A 15,556-nucleotide genomic window follows, 5' to 3' on the forward strand; every position below is an offset into this window, starting at 1 on the left:
GAAGCGTACGGGTGTACACATAGGGGTGCGGCTGGTGGTGTCGACTGCGGCGAGCCCTTCGCCGCCGGCTCCCTTGCCGTCGGCCTCAGGGCGTCACCCCTTACCGTCGGCCTCAGGGCGTCGCCCCTTACCGTCGGCCTCATTGATGTCGACCCCCTTGCCGTCGCCCTTTTGCCGTCGCCTTTTTGGCGTCGGCCCTCTTGCCGTGGCTCCCTTGCCGTGGCCTCTCTCGCCGTCGGCGCCTGCCCCCGCCTCTCTCGTCCTCCCCTCTCTCCCCTTCACCTCCCGCACCGTCGCCCTCCCCTCTCTCACCTTCACCTCCCCCGCCGTCACCCCTCTCGCCCTCGTCTCGCCCACCCTCGCATCCCGCCGCCGCCTCTCGCCCCGCCCACTCCGCCGTCACCTCCCTCGCCGCCGCCTCTCGCCCCCGTCTCCTCCGCCGTCGCCTCCCTCGCCATCACCTCTCGCCCCACCTCCCTCTCCGCGCCACCCTCGCCGCTGCCTCCCTCTCCGCGTCACCCCCACCGCCCTCCCCCGCCGCGTCACCCTCGACTCAGGCGCGGAACTCGGAGCTCGTAAGGACATGCGGGCGAGCCGCCACCGGCCCTGGTTCGCGGAGCCTTGCCGCGCGGTCGAGTATGCGGCGCTTCGCGTGGGCCGCGCGGCGGAGGGTCGAGACGCGGCGGTAGCGGAGGAGTTCGGCGGGGTCGGGGCGGACGGCACCGCTCAGCGCGTAGCCGTTGCGGAGCAGGCGGTCGCCCAACACCGCCTCGCAGAGCCGGATCTGATCCGGTGTCAGGCGCTGCGGCCAACTGCCCGCGCGCGAGGCGTCCAGCGTGCCGTGGGTGCGGCGGTGCCAGGTCTTGCGGGCGGGTACCGCGGTGCCGGCCAACCGGTGCGGCTCGGTCATCTCGGGGGCGTACTCCTCGCCCAAGTAGGCGCAGAGGTCGCGGAGTTGGGGCTCAGGGTCGGTCAGCAGATCCTCGTAACGCAGCTCGTGCCAGCTGTCGGGGCCGAGGGCGCGGGCGTAGCGGCGGGTCACGTCCATCACCTGGGCCCAGGTGGCGACCGCCTCGTGGAAGCCTCGGTGCCACCAGGGCATCCCGAGCAGCGAGGCGACGCAGTCGCGGCCGTCGCGGACGAGGTGCACGAACTGGGCGGTCGGGAAGAGCCGCAGGATCTCCTCGACGTGCAGGGCGTACGCCGGCCGCTTGTCGCCCCAGCGGACCTTGCCATGGTTCTCGGCGTACGACCTGAGCGCGATGCCGAGTGCGGAGCCGAGCGTCGGCGGGCCCTCCGTGATGCGCTCGGCGACGCGGCCGGCGTCCAGGCCCAGTTCGTGGAAGCGGGTCTCCTTGCGGCCGGTGATCCAGTCAGCGAGACCGGCCCGGTTGCCCTTGTCGCGCAGGTCGCCGAAGCGGAGCCGGTCCTCGTAGGCCGGGAGGACGAACCGGGTCTCGGGCGGGAGGGCGATGCGCGGGTGGGCGTGCAGCATCAGCTGGAGCAGGGTGGTGCCGGAGCGGGGGCAGCCGAGGACGAACACGGGGCGGACGGGGGTCGGTGCGGGGGTGAGTGCAGGGGTAGCCACGCTGCCCGAGGCTGCCGCCGCGCGATGAGCCGGGGCTGGGAAGGCCCTGAGAAGGGGATGTGAAGTCCCGTACGGCCCATGCGGCACTGCACTATCCCGGAGGGACGCCTCGGAGAGGTCCCTGAGAGAGGTCCGCAGAGAGGTCCCCCTGAAGGGTTCTTCAGAGAGGTTCAATATTCATGGAAACCGCTCGCTGAAACACCTCCCGGCAATCCCCCGGCTCCACTAGTGTTTCACCGCTCACTCACCTCACCCTCACACCCCCGGCCGCCGCCTCGGGCGCCGCTGGAGGAACAGCGCATGCCAGACACCACGCCCCAGCCTCCGCAGCAGCCCTGGGAGAACGGCTGGGCCCCCGACACCTCGCGAGCCCCCGGCACCCGAAGACTCTGGCTGGCCGGCGGGCTGGCCATCGCCACGATCATCACGTGTGTGACGTCGATCGCCGTGATGGACAACGACTCTGACAAGACGTCACACACCGCTTCGGACGACCCGACCGCCTCCGCGACGGTGCCGGGGCTGATCTCCTTCGCCACACCGTCCACGGACGCGGCGTCACCACCGCACGCCGGAAAGAGCGGCCTGACGTCGGGCGAACCGAGCACGTCCGCCGCCCCGCAGGAGAACGGCTCCCCCTCCCCCGCGTCGGGTTCGAAGCCCTCGAAGTCCCCTACCGGGCACGCGAGTTCACCGTCCAAGCCGAAGCCGTCGACCACCTGGCGCTCGGTCCGTTCGGTCAACTACCCGGACCGCTACTGGCACGTGAGCGGCGGCTACGTGAAGCTGGACCGGATCGCCGGCTCGGAATCCCGCGAGGACTCCACCTTCAAACTGGTCAAGGGCCTGGCGAACTCGGCCTGTTACTCCTTCGTCACGCACGACGGCAAGTACCTGCGCCACCGCAACTTCCTCCTCCGAGCCGACACCAACGACGGCTCCAACCTCTTCAAACAGGACGCCACCTTCTGCGCCCGCACGTCGTCGATCTCGGGCGCGATCATGCTGGAGTCGGTCAACTACCCCGGCCGCTACCTCCGCCACCAGAACTTCCAACTGAAGCTGGACCCGTACCAGTACAACGACCTGTACCGCCACGACTCAGCGTTCCGCCTGGTGGACGGGCTGGCCTGAGCACGCGAAAGGGGCCGCGGTGCGCCACCACGGCCCCTTCCCCACACTGCGTCAGACGTTGAACCCGAGCGCCCGCAGCTGCTCCCGCCCGTCGTCCGTGATCTTGTCCGGGCCCCACGGCGGCATCCAGACCCAGTTGATGCGCAGCTCGTTGACGAGGCCGTCCGTGGCGGACTTGGCCTGGTCCTCGATGACGTCCGTCAGGGGGCAGGCCGCCGACGTCAGGGTCATGTCGATCGTCGCGATGTTCGCGTCGTCGATGTGGATGCCGTAGATCAGGCCCAGGTTGACGACGTCGATGCCGAGTTCCGGGTCGACCACGTCGTACAGCGCCTCGCGGAGTTCCTCCTCCGAGGCCGGCTTCATCTCAACGGTCTCGCTCATGCCGTCTTCCTTTCGGCGTCGGCGCCACCCAGTGCCTGGGCCGTCGCGTCCTTCCACGCCATCCAGCTGAGGAGGGCGCACTTGACCCGGGCCGGGTACTTGGAGACACCGGAGAACGCGACCGCGTCCTCCAGCACCTCCTCCATCGCGTCGTCGGGCTCGAGCCTGCCCTTGGACTGCATCAGCTCCAGGAAGGTCTCCTGGATCTTCTGCGCCTCGGACAGGTCCTTGCCGACGAGGAGTTCGTTCAGCACGGAGGCCGAGGCCTGGCTGATGCTGCAGCCCTGGCCCTCGTACGAGACGTCCTCGATCTTCGTGCCGTCGTACTTCACGCGGAGCGTGATCTCGTCGCCGCAGGTCGGGTTGACGTGGTGCACCTCGGCGTCGCCATCCCGCAAGCCCCGCCCGTGCGGGTTCTTGTAGTGGTCCAGGATGACTTCCTGGTACATCGAGTCCAGCTTCACGGTCTCAGCTCACGCCCTTCAGCCGAAGAAGTTCCGTACGTGCTCCAGGCCGTCGACCAGAGCATCGATCTCGGCCGGCGTGGAGTACAGATAGAACGACGCTCGCGTGGTCGCAGGAATTCCGTACCGGAGGCAGACCGGACGCGCGCAGTGGTGGCCGACCCGGACCGCGATGCCCTGCTCGTCGAGGACCTGGCCCACGTCGTGCGGGTGGATGTCGCCGAGCGTGAAGGAGATCGCCGCGCCCCGGTCCTCGGCCGTGGTCGGGCCGATGATCCGCAGGTCGGGGACCTCCGTGAGCCGCTTGACCGCGTACTCCGTCAGCGCGTGCTCATGGGCGAGGATCTTGTCCATGCCGATCGACGAGAGGTAGTCGATCGCCGCGCCGAGGCCGACCGCCTGGGCGATCGGGGGCGTGCCCGCCTCGAACTTGTGGGGCGCGGGAGCGTACGTCGACGAGTGCATCGACACCGTCTCGATCATCTCGCCGCCGCCCAGGAACGGAGGCAGGTCCTCCAGCAGCTCCTGGCGGCCCCACAGGACGCCGATGCCGGTCGGACCGCACATCTTGTGGCCGGTGAAGGCCACGAAGTCGGCCTGCAGGGCCTGTACGTCCAGCGGCATGTGCGGGGCGGCCTGGGAGGCGTCGATGCAGACGAGGGCGCCGACTTCCTGAGCGCGCCGGATTATCGTCTCGACCGGGTTGACCGTGCCCAGGATGTTGGACACCAGCACGAAGGAGACGATCTTCGTCTTCTCGGTGATGATCTCCTCGATGTTGGACAGGTCGAGGCGGCCGTCGTCGGTCAGGCCGAACCACTTCAGCTTCGCGCCCGTGCGCTGCGACAGCAGCTGCCACGGGACGATGTTGGAGTGGTGCTCCATCTCCGTGATGACGATCTCGGTCTCGTTGTCCACGCGGTAGGGCTCGTCGGCCCAACCGAGCATGTTCGCAACGAGGTTGAGCGACTCGGAGGCGTTCTTGGTGAAGATCACCTCGTCGCGCGAGGGCGCGTTGATGAACGACGCGACCTTGTCCCGCGCGCCCTCGTACAGCGCCGTGGCCTCCTCGGCGAGCACATGCACACCGCGGTGGACGTTGGCGTTGTAGCGCTCGTAGTACTCGTTCAGGGCGTCCAGCACCTGCTGCGGCTTCTGGCTGGTCGCCGCGTTGTCCAGGTACACGAGCTTCTGCCCGTCGTGGACCTGGCGGTCCAGGATGGGGAAGTCCTTGCGGATCGCCTCGGTGTCGAGAAGGCCGGGGAGCCCATGGCGGGAAGGGGTCACTCGGATGCGCCACCCTTCGTGTAAGCCTCGTAGCCCTCGGCCTCCAGCTTGTCGGCGAGCTCGGGGCCACCCGACTCGACGATCTTGCCGTTGGCGAACACGTGGACGTGGTCGGGCTTGATGTAGCGCAGGATGCGCGTGTAGTGCGTGATCAGCAGGGTGCCGACCTCGCCGGTCTCGCGGACGCGGTTGACGCCCTCGGAGACGATCCGCAGCGCGTCGACGTCCAGACCGGAGTCCGTCTCGTCGAGAATCGCGATCTTCGGCTTGAGCAGTTCGAGCTGGAGGATCTCGTGGCGCTTCTTCTCACCGCCGGAGAAGCCCTCGTTGACGTTGCGCTCGGCGAAGGAGGGGTCCATGTTGAGGCGCTCCATGGCCTCCTTGACCTCCTTCACCCAGGTGCGCAGCTTGGGGGCCTCGCCGCGGATCGCGGTGGCGGAGGTGCGCAGGAAGTTGGAGACCGAGACGCCGGGGACCTCGACGGGGTACTGCATCGCCAGGAACAGGCCCGCGCGGGCGCGCTCGTCGACCTCCATCTCCAGGACGTCCTCGCCGTCGAGGGTGACGGTGCCGCCGGTGATGGTGTACTTCGGGTGACCCGCGAGGGAGTAGGCGAGGGTCGACTTGCCGGAGCCGTTGGGGCCCATGATGGCGTGCGTCTCGCCCTGCTTCACGGTCAGGTCGACGCCCTTGAGGATCTCCTTCGTGGCGTTGTCGGCCTCGACGGTGACGCGCAGGTCTCGGATTTCAAGCGTTGCCATGGGTGCCTCAGGACTCCTGGTTGAGGGAGACGAGCACGTCGTCTCCTTCGATCTTTACGGGGTATACGGGGACGGGGCGCGTCGCGGGAAGGCCGGACGGCTTGCCGGTGCGGAGGTCGAAGCTGGAGCCGTGCAGCCAGCACTCGATCTGGCAGTCCTCCACCTCGCCCTCGGAGAGCGAGACGTTCGCGTGCGAGCAGATGTCGTGGATCGCGAAGACCTCGCCCTCGGTCTGCACGACCGAGACCGGCGTGCCGTCGAGTTCCACCCGCTTCGGGGTGTCCTCCTCCAGCTCGCTCAGCGCGCAGACGCGTACGAAGGCCGACATCAGACGGTGGCCTCCAGCTCGGCGTCGATCTTCTCCAGCAGCCGCGCCTCGATGTCGTCGACACCGATCTGCTGGACCAGCTCGGCGAAGAAGCCGCGGACCACCAGACGGCGGGCCTCGTCGGCCGGGATGCCGCGGGCCATCAGGTAGAAGAGCTGCTCGTCGTCGAAGCGGCCGGTCGCGGAGGCGTGTCCGGCGCCGACGATCTCGCCGGTCTCGATCTCCAGGTTCGGCACGGAGTCGACCCGGGCGCCGTCGGTCAGCACGAGGTTGCGGTTCATCTCGTACGTGTCCGTGCCCTCGGCCTTGGCCTCGATGAGCACGTCGCCGATCCACACGGCGTGCGCGTCGTCGCCCTGGAGCGCGCCCTTGTAGACGACGTTCGACTTGCAGTGCGGGGTGTTGTGGTCGACCAGGAGGCGGTGCTCCTGGTGCTGACCGGCGTCGGTGAAGTACAGGCCGAAAAGCTCGGCCTCGCCACCGGTGCCGGCGTAGGACACGCGCGGGTGCAGTCGTACGACGTCGCCGCCGAAGGTGACGACCACGGACTTGAAGGAGGCGTCCCGGCCGATGAGGGCGTTGTGCTGGGCGACGTGCACGGCCTTGTCGTCCCAGTCCTGGACGGAGACGACGGTCAGCTTGGCGCCGTCGCCGAGCACGTAGTCGACGTTGGCGGCGAGCACGGCGTCACCGGTGTGGTCGATGACGACGACGGCCTCGGCGAAGGCTCCGAGCTCCACGACCTGGTGGCCGTAGCGGACCCCGCCCTCACCGTGCACGGCGATGCGGATCGGCTCGGTGAGCACCGTCTCCTTGGGGACGGTGACCACGCCGGCCTGCTCGAACGCCGAGTACGCCTGGGCGGCGATGCGGTCCACCGGGGTACCGGCCCTGCCGAGGCGCGGGTCGTCGCGGTCGACCACCTCGACGGTGACGCCCTCGGGGGCCTCCACCTCGACCTTCACGCCCTCGCCGGTCGCGACGGCGGTGCCGTCGTGCAGTCCGCGCAGGCGCTCCAGCGGGGTGAACCGCCACTCCTCCTCGCGGCCGTGCGGGACCGGGAAGTCCTGCACGTCGAAGGAGGGGGGCGCGCTCATGCGCGTGGCTACGGTCGACTCGGCGGCGACCGCGATCGAGCCGGCGGTGGTGGAACCCACCGGGATGTTCTGGGCCTCGGCCATGGCTGTCGTAATGCTCGCTTTCTTGCGTGAGTGGCTTGATGGGACGGGCGGTCGGGCCTTAGCCGACCGCGCCTTCCATCTGGAGCTCGATCAGCCGGTTGAGCTCAAGGGCGTACTCCATGGGCAGCTCCTTGGCGATCGGCTCGACGAAGCCGCGCACGATCATCGCCATCGCCTCGAACTCGGAGAGACCGCGGCTCATCAGGTAGAAGAGCTGGTCCTCGGAGACCTTGGAGACGGTCGCCTCGTGGCCCATGGACACGTCGTCCTCACGGACGTCCACGTACGGGTACGTGTCGGAGCGGGAGATGGTGTCGACGAGCAGCGCGTCGCACAGCACGTTGGACTTGGAGCCGGCGGCGCCCTCACCGATCTCGACGAGACCGCGGTAGGAGGTACGGCCACCGCCACGCGCCACGGACTTCGACACGATGTTGGAGGAGGTGTTCGGCGCCATGTGGACCATCTTGGAGCCGGCGTCCTGGTGCTGGCCCTCGCCCGCGAAGGCGATGGAGAGGGTCTCGCCCTTGGCGTGCTCGCCCATCAGGTAGACGGCCGGGTACTTCATCGTCACCTTGGAACCGATGTTGCCGTCGATCCACTCCATGGTGGCGCCCTCGTAGGCGACGGCGCGCTTGGTGACCAGGTTGTAGACGTTGTTCGACCAGTTCTGGATGGTCGTGTAGCGGCAGCGGGCGTTCTTCTTGACGATGATCTCGACGACCGCGGAGTGCAGCGAGTCCGACTTGTAGATCGGGGCCGTACAACCCTCGACGTAGTGCACGTAGGCACCCTCGTCGACGATGATCAGGGTCCGCTCGAACTGGCCCATGTTCTCCGTGTTGATACGGAAGTAGGCCTGGAGCGGGATCTCCACGTGCACGCCCTTCGGCACGTAGATGAAGGAGCCGCCCGACCACACGGCGGTGTTCAGCGACGCGAACTTGTTGTCGCCGACCGGGATGACGGTCCCGAAGTACTCCTTGAAGAGCTCCGGGTGCTCCTTCAGCGCGGTGTCGGTGTCCAGGAAGATGACGCCCTGCTCCTCCAGGTCCTCGCGGATCTGGTGGTAGACGACCTCGGACTCGTACTGGGCCGCGACACCGGCGACGAGGCGCTGCTTCTCCGCCTCGGGGATGCCGAGCTTGTCGTACGTGTTCTTGATGTCCTCGGGCAGGTCCTCCCAGGACTCCGCCTGCTTCTCCGTGGAGCGCACGAAGTACTTGATGTTGTCGAAGTCGATGCCCGACAGGTCCGAGCCCCAGTTCGGCATGGGCTTCTTGTCGAACAGGCGCAGGCCCTTGAGGCGGAGCTTGGTCATCCACTCCGGCTCGTTCTTCTTCGCGGAGATGTCCCGGACGACTTCCTCGCTGAGACCGCGCTTCGCGGAGGCACCGGCCTCGTCGGAGTCGGCCCAGCCGTACTCGTACTTGCCCAGGCCCTCGAGCTCAGGGTGGGCAGTCTCCTCGATGGGGAGAGTCATGCGGGGTTCCTCCCGGCCGTGCTTGCAGGTGCTTTATGGGTGGTCTGTGGTGAAACCTTGGGGATGAACGTCGTGCAGACGCCGTCACCGTGCGCGATGGTCGCCAGTCGCTGGACGTGCGTCCCCAGCAGCTGGGAGAAGATCTCGGTCTCCGCCTCGCAGAGCTGGGGGAACTTTTCCGCGACATGGGCGACGGGGCAGTGGTGCTGGCACAGCTGCTCGCCGACCGGTGCGCTGCGCGCCGTAGCAGCGTACCCGTCCGCGCTCAGGGCCTTGGCCAGGGCTTCGGTGCGGTCCTCGGGGGCGGCGGCCTCGATCGCCTTGCGGTAGGCGTCCGCCTGCTCGGCGATCCTCGCGCGCGCGAAGGCGACGACCGCCTCGTCCCCGCCGAACCGCTCCGCGATCCAGCGCAGGGCGTCCGCGGCGAGCTTGTCGTACGACTGGTCGAAGGCGTCGCGGCCGCAGTCGGTGAGCGCGAAGACCTTGGCGGGACGGCCACGCGTGCGTGCGCCGTAGACCCGCTGTTCGCGCGCCGCCACGACGTCGTCGGCGACCAGTGCGTCGAGATGCCTGCGTACGGCGGCCTGGGTCAGGCCCAGCCGGCCGGCCAGCTCGGCGACGGTCGACGGCCCGTGGTCCAGGATGGATCGCGCGACCCGGTTGCGCGTCGAGCGCTCCCCGGTCGCGAGCTCCTCCTGAGGGGCCCCCGTAGGGGTCTCCCGAGCCTCGCCGACGTTTTTCACAACGCCATTGTTGCGTAATTCCTCAGGACCGGGCAACCCACGTCCGGGCCGGTGGACGGTGCCCTGCGTCACTTAGGCTTACCTAATCTGACCTGCGAGAACGATCTTTGATCGATCAAACGGGTGGCGTCCCGGGGCCCCTTCGGGAAGACTCCCGAACCATGCCGACACCCCCCGCGACCGGCCCTCTTGTCACCCGCGACACACTCGCAGCCGAGCTGCGCCTCCTGGGTGTCGAGACCGGTGAGATCCTCCTGGTGCACTCCTCCCTCAGCAGCCTCGGCTGGGTCTGCGGGGGCCCGGTCGCGGTGGTCCAGGGGCTGCTCGACGCGGTCGGCCCGGACGGCACGATCGTCGTCCCGACCCAGACCGGCGACCTCTCCGACCCGGCCCTGTGGGGCAACCCGCCGGTCCCTGAGGAGTGGTGGGCCCGCATCCGCGCGACGATGCCCGCGTACGACCCCCTGATCACCCCTTCCCGCGGGGTCGGCGTGATCCCGGAGACCGTACGGACGTGGCCGGGCGCCCTGCGCAGCGCGCACCCGCAGACTTCTTTCGCCGCACTCGGCCCGCGCGCGGCGGAGATCGTCGAGGACCACGCCCCGGACTGCCGCCTCGGCGAGCGCAGCCCGCTGGCCCGGCTGGAGCGCCTCGGCGCGCGGGTGCTGCTGCTCGGCGCGGGCTACGCCTCGTGCACCAGCTTCCACCTCGCCGAGTACCGCATCCCCTCCCCGCTGGTCGCGGTGGGCCGCCCGGCGCCCGGGGGCGGCTGGGAGACGGTGACGGAGGTGTCGATCACCTCGGACCGGTTCGACGAACTCGGCTACGACTTCGAACGGGACCGTGCGGTCGTACGGGGACGGGTGGGCGCGGCGCACGTACGCCTGTTTCCCGTCGCGGACGCGGTGGCGTACGCGGAGCGGTGGCTGGCGGTGCACCGGTCCCGGGAGGACGAGATACCGAACACCGGCGGCACCTGTGTGGATACGGGGGGAGATCCTGCACCCGCCCGTCGGAGCCGTGGACCGCGAACCTAGACTCGGGCCCATGCGAAGTGAGCCCGTGCTCCAGGTTCAGGCCCTGGTGAAGCGGTACGGCACGAAAACCGCCGTGGACGGCCTCGACCTGGTGGCCCAGGCGGGCGTGACCGCCGTACTCGGCCCGAACGGCGCGGGCAAGACGACCACCGTGGAGACCTGCGAGGGATACCGCAAGCCGGACTCCGGCACGGTGCGCGTACTGGGCCTCGACCCGGTACGCCAGGCACGCGAACTGCACCCCCGCATCGGCGTGATGCTGCAGTCCGGCGGCGTCTACTCGGGCGCACGGGCGGACGAGATGCTGCGCCACGTGGCAAAACTCCACGCGAACCCACTCGACGTGGACGCCCTGACAGAGCGCCTGGGCCTGGGCAGCTGCGGCCGTACGACGTACCGCCGTCTCTCCGGCGGCCAGCAGCAGCGTCTGGCTCTCGCGATGGCCGTGGTCGGCCGCCCGGAACTGGTCTTCCTGGACGAGCCCACCGCCGGCCTCGACCCGCAGGCCCGCCACGCGACCTGGGACCTGATCCGCGACCTGCGCGGCGACGGCGTCTCGGTCGTCCTCACCACGCACTACATGGAAGAGGCCGAGCAGCTCGCCGACGACATCGCGATCATCGACGCGGGCCGGCTCATCGCCCAGGGCTCCCCCGAGGAGCTCTGCAAGGGCGGCGCGGAGAACACCCTGCGCTTCGTCGGCCGCCCCGGCCTGGACGTAGGTTCCCTCCTCAAAGCCCTCCCGGCGGACTGCACGGCGGCGGAACTGACCCCCGGTTCCTACCGCGTGGTGGGCAAGGTCGACCCCCAACTACTGGCCACCGTCGCCTCCTGGTGCGCACAGCACGGCGTGATGCCGGACAAGATCTCGGTGGAACGGCACACCTTGGAAGACGTCTTCCTCGAACTCACAGGCAAGGAGCTGCGCTCGTGACTGCGGGTACGTACACGCCGAAGCCCGGCGCGGCCCCCCTCCCCCGCATGATCGCGGCACAGGCGGCGCTGGAGACGAAGATGCTCCTGCGCAACGGCGAACAGCTCCTGCTGACGGTGGTGATCCCGACCCTGCTGCTGGTGCTGTTCAGCTCGGTGGACATCGTCGACACGGGCAAGGGCGAGGCGGTGGACTTCCTCACGCCGGGCATCCTGGCCCTGGCGGTCATGTCCACGGCCTTCACGGGCCAGGCGATCGCGACGGGCTTCGAACGCCGCTACGGCGTCCTCAAGCGCCTCGCCTCCTCCCCGCTCCCCCGCTGGGGCCTGATGACGGCGAAAACGGCGTCGGTCCTGGTGACGGAGATCCTCCAGGTCATTTTGCTGACGGCAATCGCGTTCGCCCTCGGCTGGTCCCCCCACGGCAACCCGGCGGCCGTCCTGCTCCTCCTGATCCTGGGCACGGCGGCCTTCTCGGGCCTGGGCCTGCTCATGGCGGGCACGTTGAAGGCGGAGGCGACACTGGCCGCGGCCAACCTGGTCTTCCTGCTACTGCTGGTGGGCGGCGGGGTGATCGTGCCGCTGGACAAGTTCCCGCAGGGCGCGCAGGACGTACTGGGCCTGCTCCCGATCTCGGCCCTGTCGGACGGCTTGCGGGACGTACTGCAGCACGGGGCGGCGATGCCGTGGGGCGACCTGGGGATTCTGGGTGTGTGGGCGGTCGTGGGGCTGGCGGTGGCGGGGAAGTTCTTCCGCTGGGAGTGAGTGCCTGGTTCAGCGGACCCACATCTGGGAGATGAGGGGGCCGAAGCCAAGCGCGGTCTGATAGTTGCCGAGGCGGGTGGAGGTAAAGGACACCTGCCTGAGGTTGGCTACCGGGATCCAGACCGCCTCGTCGATGACCATCCGGTCGACCTGTGTCCACAGCCTGCCGGCCCGTTCGGGGTCAGAGCTCTCGGCGGCCTGCGCAGAATGGACAAGCCGGTCGAACGACGGGGAGCAGTATTCGGCGAGGTTAACGCTGTTGCTCCCCTTCCCAGGGCGAAAGCCGTCGCAGGTGAGATTGGGTGTGAAGTAGGTGGAGGACGACGGGAAGTCGGGCACCCATGCCTGAAACATCAACTGCGCCCGCGTACGTGAATCCCCCACTGTGCTCCAGTACTTGTCGTCGTCCTGGGGCAGGACGTGGAGAGTGGCCCGATAGCCTAGCTCTCCCAGGAGCTTCACGAAGTAGGCGGCGACCCGGCGGGATGACTCCACGGTCCAGGTCCACACACCCACCTCCATGCCTGTCGTGCCAGACGCTTTGATCAGCTTCCTGGCCCGGCCGAGGTCCGGTCCGGACCACCGGCCGTCAGGGCCTGGTGAGCGCGTGTACGGGCAAAAGGGGCGGTAGCCGGGAAACCCCGGCGGCAAGCTCTGGCAGGTGAGGGAAGCGATCGGGGGCCCACCGCTCAGGGTCACCAGCAGTTTGCGGTCGACGGCATACGCAACGGCCTGGCGGACGCGCTTGTCGTCGAAGGGAGCCACCCGGGTGTTGAAGGTCTCGTAGATCATGCCGAACCAGGGGTCCGTGCGGAGCCGACCCGGGTACCGCAGGGCGAGACTGCGCACATCGGGCTGCCGGGGATGGGTGTTGAGGTAGATCGCGAGGTCCGCCCGCCCGGCGTTCACCTCCGCAATCTGTTTCTCGCCCGTTGCGACCGTCCGCCAGCGAACCACGTCGGGATAGCCGGCCGGCTGGGCTACGTGGGACCACTGCCGGAAGTACGGGTTGCGTACGAGAGTGAGCCACTTGCCCTCGCGGTACTCGCCGACACGGTAGGGACCGGTCGAAGGAATGGGACGGTTGCCGACGTTCTTGTCCGAGATCCCCGGCGGCGTCGGCACCACGAACAGGGCGAGGCTGCTCAGGAAATCCAGGTCTGGGCCAGTGAGGTGGAAGGTGACCGTGAACGCCGCGTCGTCAGTCGTGATCCCACGCGAAAGGTCGCAGCGTTTGGGGCGGCGCAGGCACTCTGCCCCGCCGATGATCTGCGTGAAGTACACAGGGTTTCCCCCGTCGGCCGTCAGTGCCCGCTCCACGCCACGGCGGAAGTCCGCTGGTCTCACGACCTTGCCGTCGGAGTAGCGGATCCCCCTGCGCAGCGTGAAGGTGTACGTGCGTCCCCCATCGGTCGGTTGAGGAATCGCGGTCGCCAGGTCCGGGACGAGCGTGAGCTCCGAGCCTCCCGGCACCTGACGCCAGCCGACAAGGTGGTCATAAACCACGCTGAGGGCCAGGTTGGCCTCCGCACTGTAGACGACCGCTGGATCGATGCCGTTCTCCGCAGCCCCGCCGAAGCCCAGCACGGTCAGGGTGCCGCCGCGATGGGCCGGAGATGCCAAGGCCCGGGCCGCGACCCACACCTTCCCTCCAGCCAAAGCCAGCCCCCTGGGAGCGCTACCGGTGCGAACGGTGCGCAATGGCTGCGCGTTACGGGGGTCCAGGCGGACGACCGTGGCGTCGTACTCATTGCTCACCCAGACCCCGTCCGGTCCCGCGGCCACCGTGCGAGGGCCGTCACCCACCTCGTGCGAGGTGACTGCGCCGTTGTGCAGGTCGATGCGAGACACAGTCAGCGACATCCCGTTGGCAACCCACACCGCATCCTCGGTCACGGCCACACTGCGCGGCCCCGTACCCACCGTCTCAGGACTCCCCGCCTGCCCCGTAGCCACGTCCACCGGAGTGACCGTGCCGTCAAGGCTGTTGGCCACCCACACCGTCCGCTCGCCCACGCCGATACCGGCCGGGGCCCGGCCCACCGCGACAGCCCGGCCCATCCGTCCCGACTCGGGATCGATCCGCCGCACCGCGTTGTCACCGCTCAGCGCCACCCACACCCCACCGCGACCGGCCCCGATGGCAGACGGCAGGTTGCCCACCCGCACCGTGTCCACGACCCGGTTCACGGACGCGTTGATCCGCGAGACCGTCCCGTCCCCACTGTTGGCCACCCACACGTCGTCACCGCTCACCGCAACGGCAACCGGCCCCGCACCCACCGGAATCAACTGCACGGCCCGCGTATCCGGATCGATACGGCTGACCGAGTCGTCCCCGCTGTTCGCCACCCACACCGAACCCGCACCCCACGCCAGCCCGTCCGGGCTCTGCCCGACCGGCACCGCCGGACCACCACCCCCGGCCACGGCCCCCACGGTGTTGGCATCCAGCGACACCGGGACGGAACGAGGCGCGCTCGCCCCGGAGATGAGGCCAAGACACAGGGCCGCGATCGCGGCGAAGGACACGAGCGGGGAGGGAGCACGCCGACGCCGTCCCGGGACTGGCCGCGTAACCCGCCGCGGTGCAGCCACCGCCGGATCATGGCCCAGGACCGCCTGATGGACGCGCTGCACGGACTCGTCGGGATCCAGGCCCAGTTCGTCCGCGAGCCGGTCCCGTAACCGCCGATAGCAGGCCAGCGCCTCGGCCTGCCGACCGCTCCGGTACAGCGCGAGCATCAGCTGCGCGCACAAATGCTCCCGCAACGGATGCGCGGCGGCCAACTGCTCCAGCTCGCCCACGACGGCAGCATGCCGCCCCGACGCCAGGTCGGTCTCGATGCGCGCTTCGAGCGCGGACAGCCGCACGTCCTCCAGGCGCGCGGCTTCACGTCGTACGAAGCCGTAGTCCCCCAGATCCTCCAGCACGGCCCCGCGCCACAGCTCCAACGCCCCACGCAACGTCCGGCCCGCCTCGGCACACCGGCCCGCGTCGAGTTCCTCGCGCCCCTTCCGGACCGCCGCCTCGAAGCGTCCGGCGTCCGTCGCCGCGGGGTCGGTGCGCAGCACATAGCCACGCCCCTGGGTCACCAGTACCTCGGCCGCGGCCCCGCGCACCCGGTCCGGCTCCAGGATCCGGCGCAGATGGAAGACGTACGTCTGCAGGGACGTCACCGCCCCGTCCGGCGGGTCGTCGCCCCAGATCTCGTCGACCAGCCGGTCCAGGGTGACGACCCGGTTCGCCTCGATCAGCAACAGGGCCAGCACCGCCCGCTGCCGGGGCCCGCCCAGTGGCAGGGGGGAGCCGGAACGCATCACCCGCAAGGGGCCCAGGACGCCGAATTCCGTGGCTGACATGGGACATCGCCCTCGTTCCAAGCCGGTACCAAGGCGCTCCAAGCGCCCATTCAGGAGCGTAGCGGGACGGAGCGGTGGAGTGTGACCCACTTCACTCAACAGCCG

At 69.2% G+C, this 15,556-nt stretch carries 15 protein-coding genes; 4 read left to right on the forward strand and 11 right to left on the reverse strand.

Annotation, left to right across the window (positions count from 1 at the left end; translation table 11 throughout):
* Nucleotides 1-93: 93 nt before the first annotated feature.
* Nucleotides 94-357, reverse strand: coding sequence for a hypothetical protein (locus ABZ848_RS17380; RefSeq protein ID WP_360832198.1), 264 nt, complete (start codon nt 355-357; stop codon nt 94-96).
* Nucleotides 358-553: 196 nt separating this feature from the next.
* Nucleotides 554-1,588, reverse strand: coding sequence for a sulfotransferase (locus ABZ848_RS17385; protein ID WP_360832201.1), 1,035 nt, complete (start codon nt 1,586-1,588; stop codon nt 554-556).
* Nucleotides 1,589-1,888: 300 nt separating this feature from the next.
* Here ABZ848_RS17385 and ABZ848_RS17390 point away from each other — a divergent pair, with 300 nt between their 5' ends.
* Nucleotides 1,889-2,722 carry an AbfB domain-containing protein gene (locus ABZ848_RS17390; protein WP_360832203.1) on the forward strand — a complete coding sequence of 278 codons (834 nt, stop codon included), beginning with the start codon at nt 1,889-1,891 and terminating at the stop codon, nt 2,720-2,722.
* Between the two features lie 51 nt (nt 2,723-2,773).
* Here the strand turns inward: ABZ848_RS17390 and ABZ848_RS17395 are convergent, their stop codons facing one another.
* From ABZ848_RS17395 to ABZ848_RS17430, 8 genes are read right to left on the reverse strand one after another with little or no spacing between them, the layout of a single operon-like run.
* Complete coding sequence (locus ABZ848_RS17395) at nt 2,774-3,106, reverse strand: metal-sulfur cluster assembly factor (protein ID WP_037743875.1); 333 nt, start codon at nt 3,104-3,106, stop codon at nt 2,774-2,776.
* Entirely contained in the window at nt 3,103-3,570 is a 468-nt protein-coding gene (gene sufU / locus ABZ848_RS17400) for a Fe-S cluster assembly sulfur transfer protein SufU (protein WP_360832206.1), read from the reverse strand. The genes ABZ848_RS17395 and sufU overlap by 4 nt, the downstream gene beginning before the upstream one ends.
* An 18-nt stretch (nt 3,571-3,588) precedes the next feature.
* Nucleotides 3,589-4,857 carry a cysteine desulfurase gene (locus tag ABZ848_RS17405; protein ID WP_360832209.1) on the reverse strand — a complete coding sequence of 423 codons (1,269 nt, stop codon included), beginning with the start codon at nt 4,855-4,857 and terminating at the stop codon, nt 3,589-3,591.
* Nucleotides 4,854-5,618, reverse strand: coding sequence for a Fe-S cluster assembly ATPase SufC (sufC, locus tag ABZ848_RS17410; protein WP_360832212.1), 765 nt, complete (start codon nt 5,616-5,618; stop codon nt 4,854-4,856). Before sufC ends, ABZ848_RS17405 begins: the two co-directional genes overlap by 4 nt.
* A gap of 7 nt (nt 5,619-5,625) precedes the next feature.
* Complete coding sequence (locus ABZ848_RS17415) at nt 5,626-5,946, reverse strand: bifunctional 3-phenylpropionate/cinnamic acid dioxygenase ferredoxin subunit (protein WP_360832214.1); 321 nt, start codon at nt 5,944-5,946, stop codon at nt 5,626-5,628.
* On the reverse strand, nt 5,946-7,127 hold the full coding sequence (gene sufD / locus ABZ848_RS17420) for a Fe-S cluster assembly protein SufD (RefSeq protein WP_360832216.1): 1,182 nt from the start codon (nt 7,125-7,127) through the stop codon (nt 5,946-5,948). Before sufD ends, ABZ848_RS17415 begins: the two co-directional genes overlap by 1 nt.
* 58 nt (nt 7,128-7,185) lie before the next feature.
* The gene (sufB, locus tag ABZ848_RS17425) at nt 7,186-8,610 is read right to left on the reverse strand and encodes a Fe-S cluster assembly protein SufB (protein ID WP_360832219.1); all 1,425 of its coding nucleotides are present in this window, start codon (nt 8,608-8,610) and stop codon (nt 7,186-7,188) included.
* Nucleotides 8,607-9,353, reverse strand: coding sequence for a metalloregulator ArsR/SmtB family transcription factor (locus tag ABZ848_RS17430; protein ID WP_360832221.1), 747 nt, complete (start codon nt 9,351-9,353; stop codon nt 8,607-8,609). The genes sufB and ABZ848_RS17430 overlap by 4 nt, the downstream gene beginning before the upstream one ends.
* 161 nt (nt 9,354-9,514) lie before the next feature.
* Here ABZ848_RS17430 and ABZ848_RS17435 point away from each other — a divergent pair, with 161 nt between their 5' ends.
* From ABZ848_RS17435 to ABZ848_RS17445, 3 genes are read left to right on the forward strand one after another with little or no spacing between them, the layout of a single operon-like run.
* On the forward strand, nt 9,515-10,390 hold the full coding sequence (locus ABZ848_RS17435; RefSeq protein WP_360832224.1) for an AAC(3) family N-acetyltransferase: 876 nt from the start codon (nt 9,515-9,517) through the stop codon (nt 10,388-10,390).
* 10 nt (nt 10,391-10,400) lie between these two features.
* A complete protein-coding gene (locus ABZ848_RS17440) occupies nt 10,401-11,324 on the forward strand; it encodes an ABC transporter ATP-binding protein (protein ID WP_360832227.1) in 924 nt (307 codons plus the stop codon).
* Between the two features lie 47 nt (nt 11,325-11,371).
* On the forward strand, nt 11,372-12,088 hold the full coding sequence (locus tag ABZ848_RS17445; protein WP_360832867.1) for an ABC transporter permease: 717 nt from the start codon (nt 11,372-11,374) through the stop codon (nt 12,086-12,088).
* A 9-nt stretch (nt 12,089-12,097) separates the two neighbouring features.
* On the opposite strand, the gene ABZ848_RS17450 is transcribed toward ABZ848_RS17445, so the two are convergent.
* The gene (locus ABZ848_RS17450; RefSeq protein WP_360832229.1) at nt 12,098-15,451 is read right to left on the reverse strand and encodes a BTAD domain-containing putative transcriptional regulator; all 3,354 of its coding nucleotides are present in this window, start codon (nt 15,449-15,451) and stop codon (nt 12,098-12,100) included.
* Nucleotides 15,452-15,556 lie beyond the last annotated feature (105 nt).

Source organism: Streptomyces sp. NPDC047081, assembly GCF_040643775.1.
GTDB lineage: Bacteria > Actinomycetota > Actinomycetes > Streptomycetales > Streptomycetaceae > Streptomyces.

Coding starts and splice junctions, on each gene's coding strand:
- ABZ848_RS17390 (WP_360832203.1), top strand. CDS start 1,889: ATGCCAGACACCACGCCCCAGCCTCCGCAGCAGCCCTGGGAGAACGGC.
- ABZ848_RS17395 (WP_037743875.1), bottom strand. CDS start 3,106: ATGAGCGAGACCGTTGAGATGAAGCCGGCCTCGGAGGAGGAACTCCGC.
- sufC (WP_360832212.1), bottom strand. CDS start 5,618: ATGGCAACGCTTGAAATCCGAGACCTGCGCGTCACCGTCGAGGCCGAC.
- ABZ848_RS17415 (WP_360832214.1), bottom strand. CDS start 5,946: ATGTCGGCCTTCGTACGCGTCTGCGCGCTGAGCGAGCTGGAGGAGGAC.
- sufD (WP_360832216.1), bottom strand. CDS start 7,127: ATGGCCGAGGCCCAGAACATCCCGGTGGGTTCCACCACCGCCGGCTCG.
- sufB (WP_360832219.1), bottom strand. CDS start 8,610: ATGACTCTCCCCATCGAGGAGACTGCCCACCCTGAGCTCGAGGGCCTG.
- ABZ848_RS17435 (WP_360832224.1), top strand. CDS start 9,515: ATGCCGACACCCCCCGCGACCGGCCCTCTTGTCACCCGCGACACACTC.
- ABZ848_RS17440 (WP_360832227.1), top strand. CDS start 10,401: ATGCGAAGTGAGCCCGTGCTCCAGGTTCAGGCCCTGGTGAAGCGGTAC.
- ABZ848_RS17445 (WP_360832867.1), top strand. CDS start 11,372: ATGATCGCGGCACAGGCGGCGCTGGAGACGAAGATGCTCCTGCGCAAC.
- ABZ848_RS17450 (WP_360832229.1), bottom strand. CDS start 15,451: ATGTCAGCCACGGAATTCGGCGTCCTGGGCCCCTTGCGGGTGATGCGT.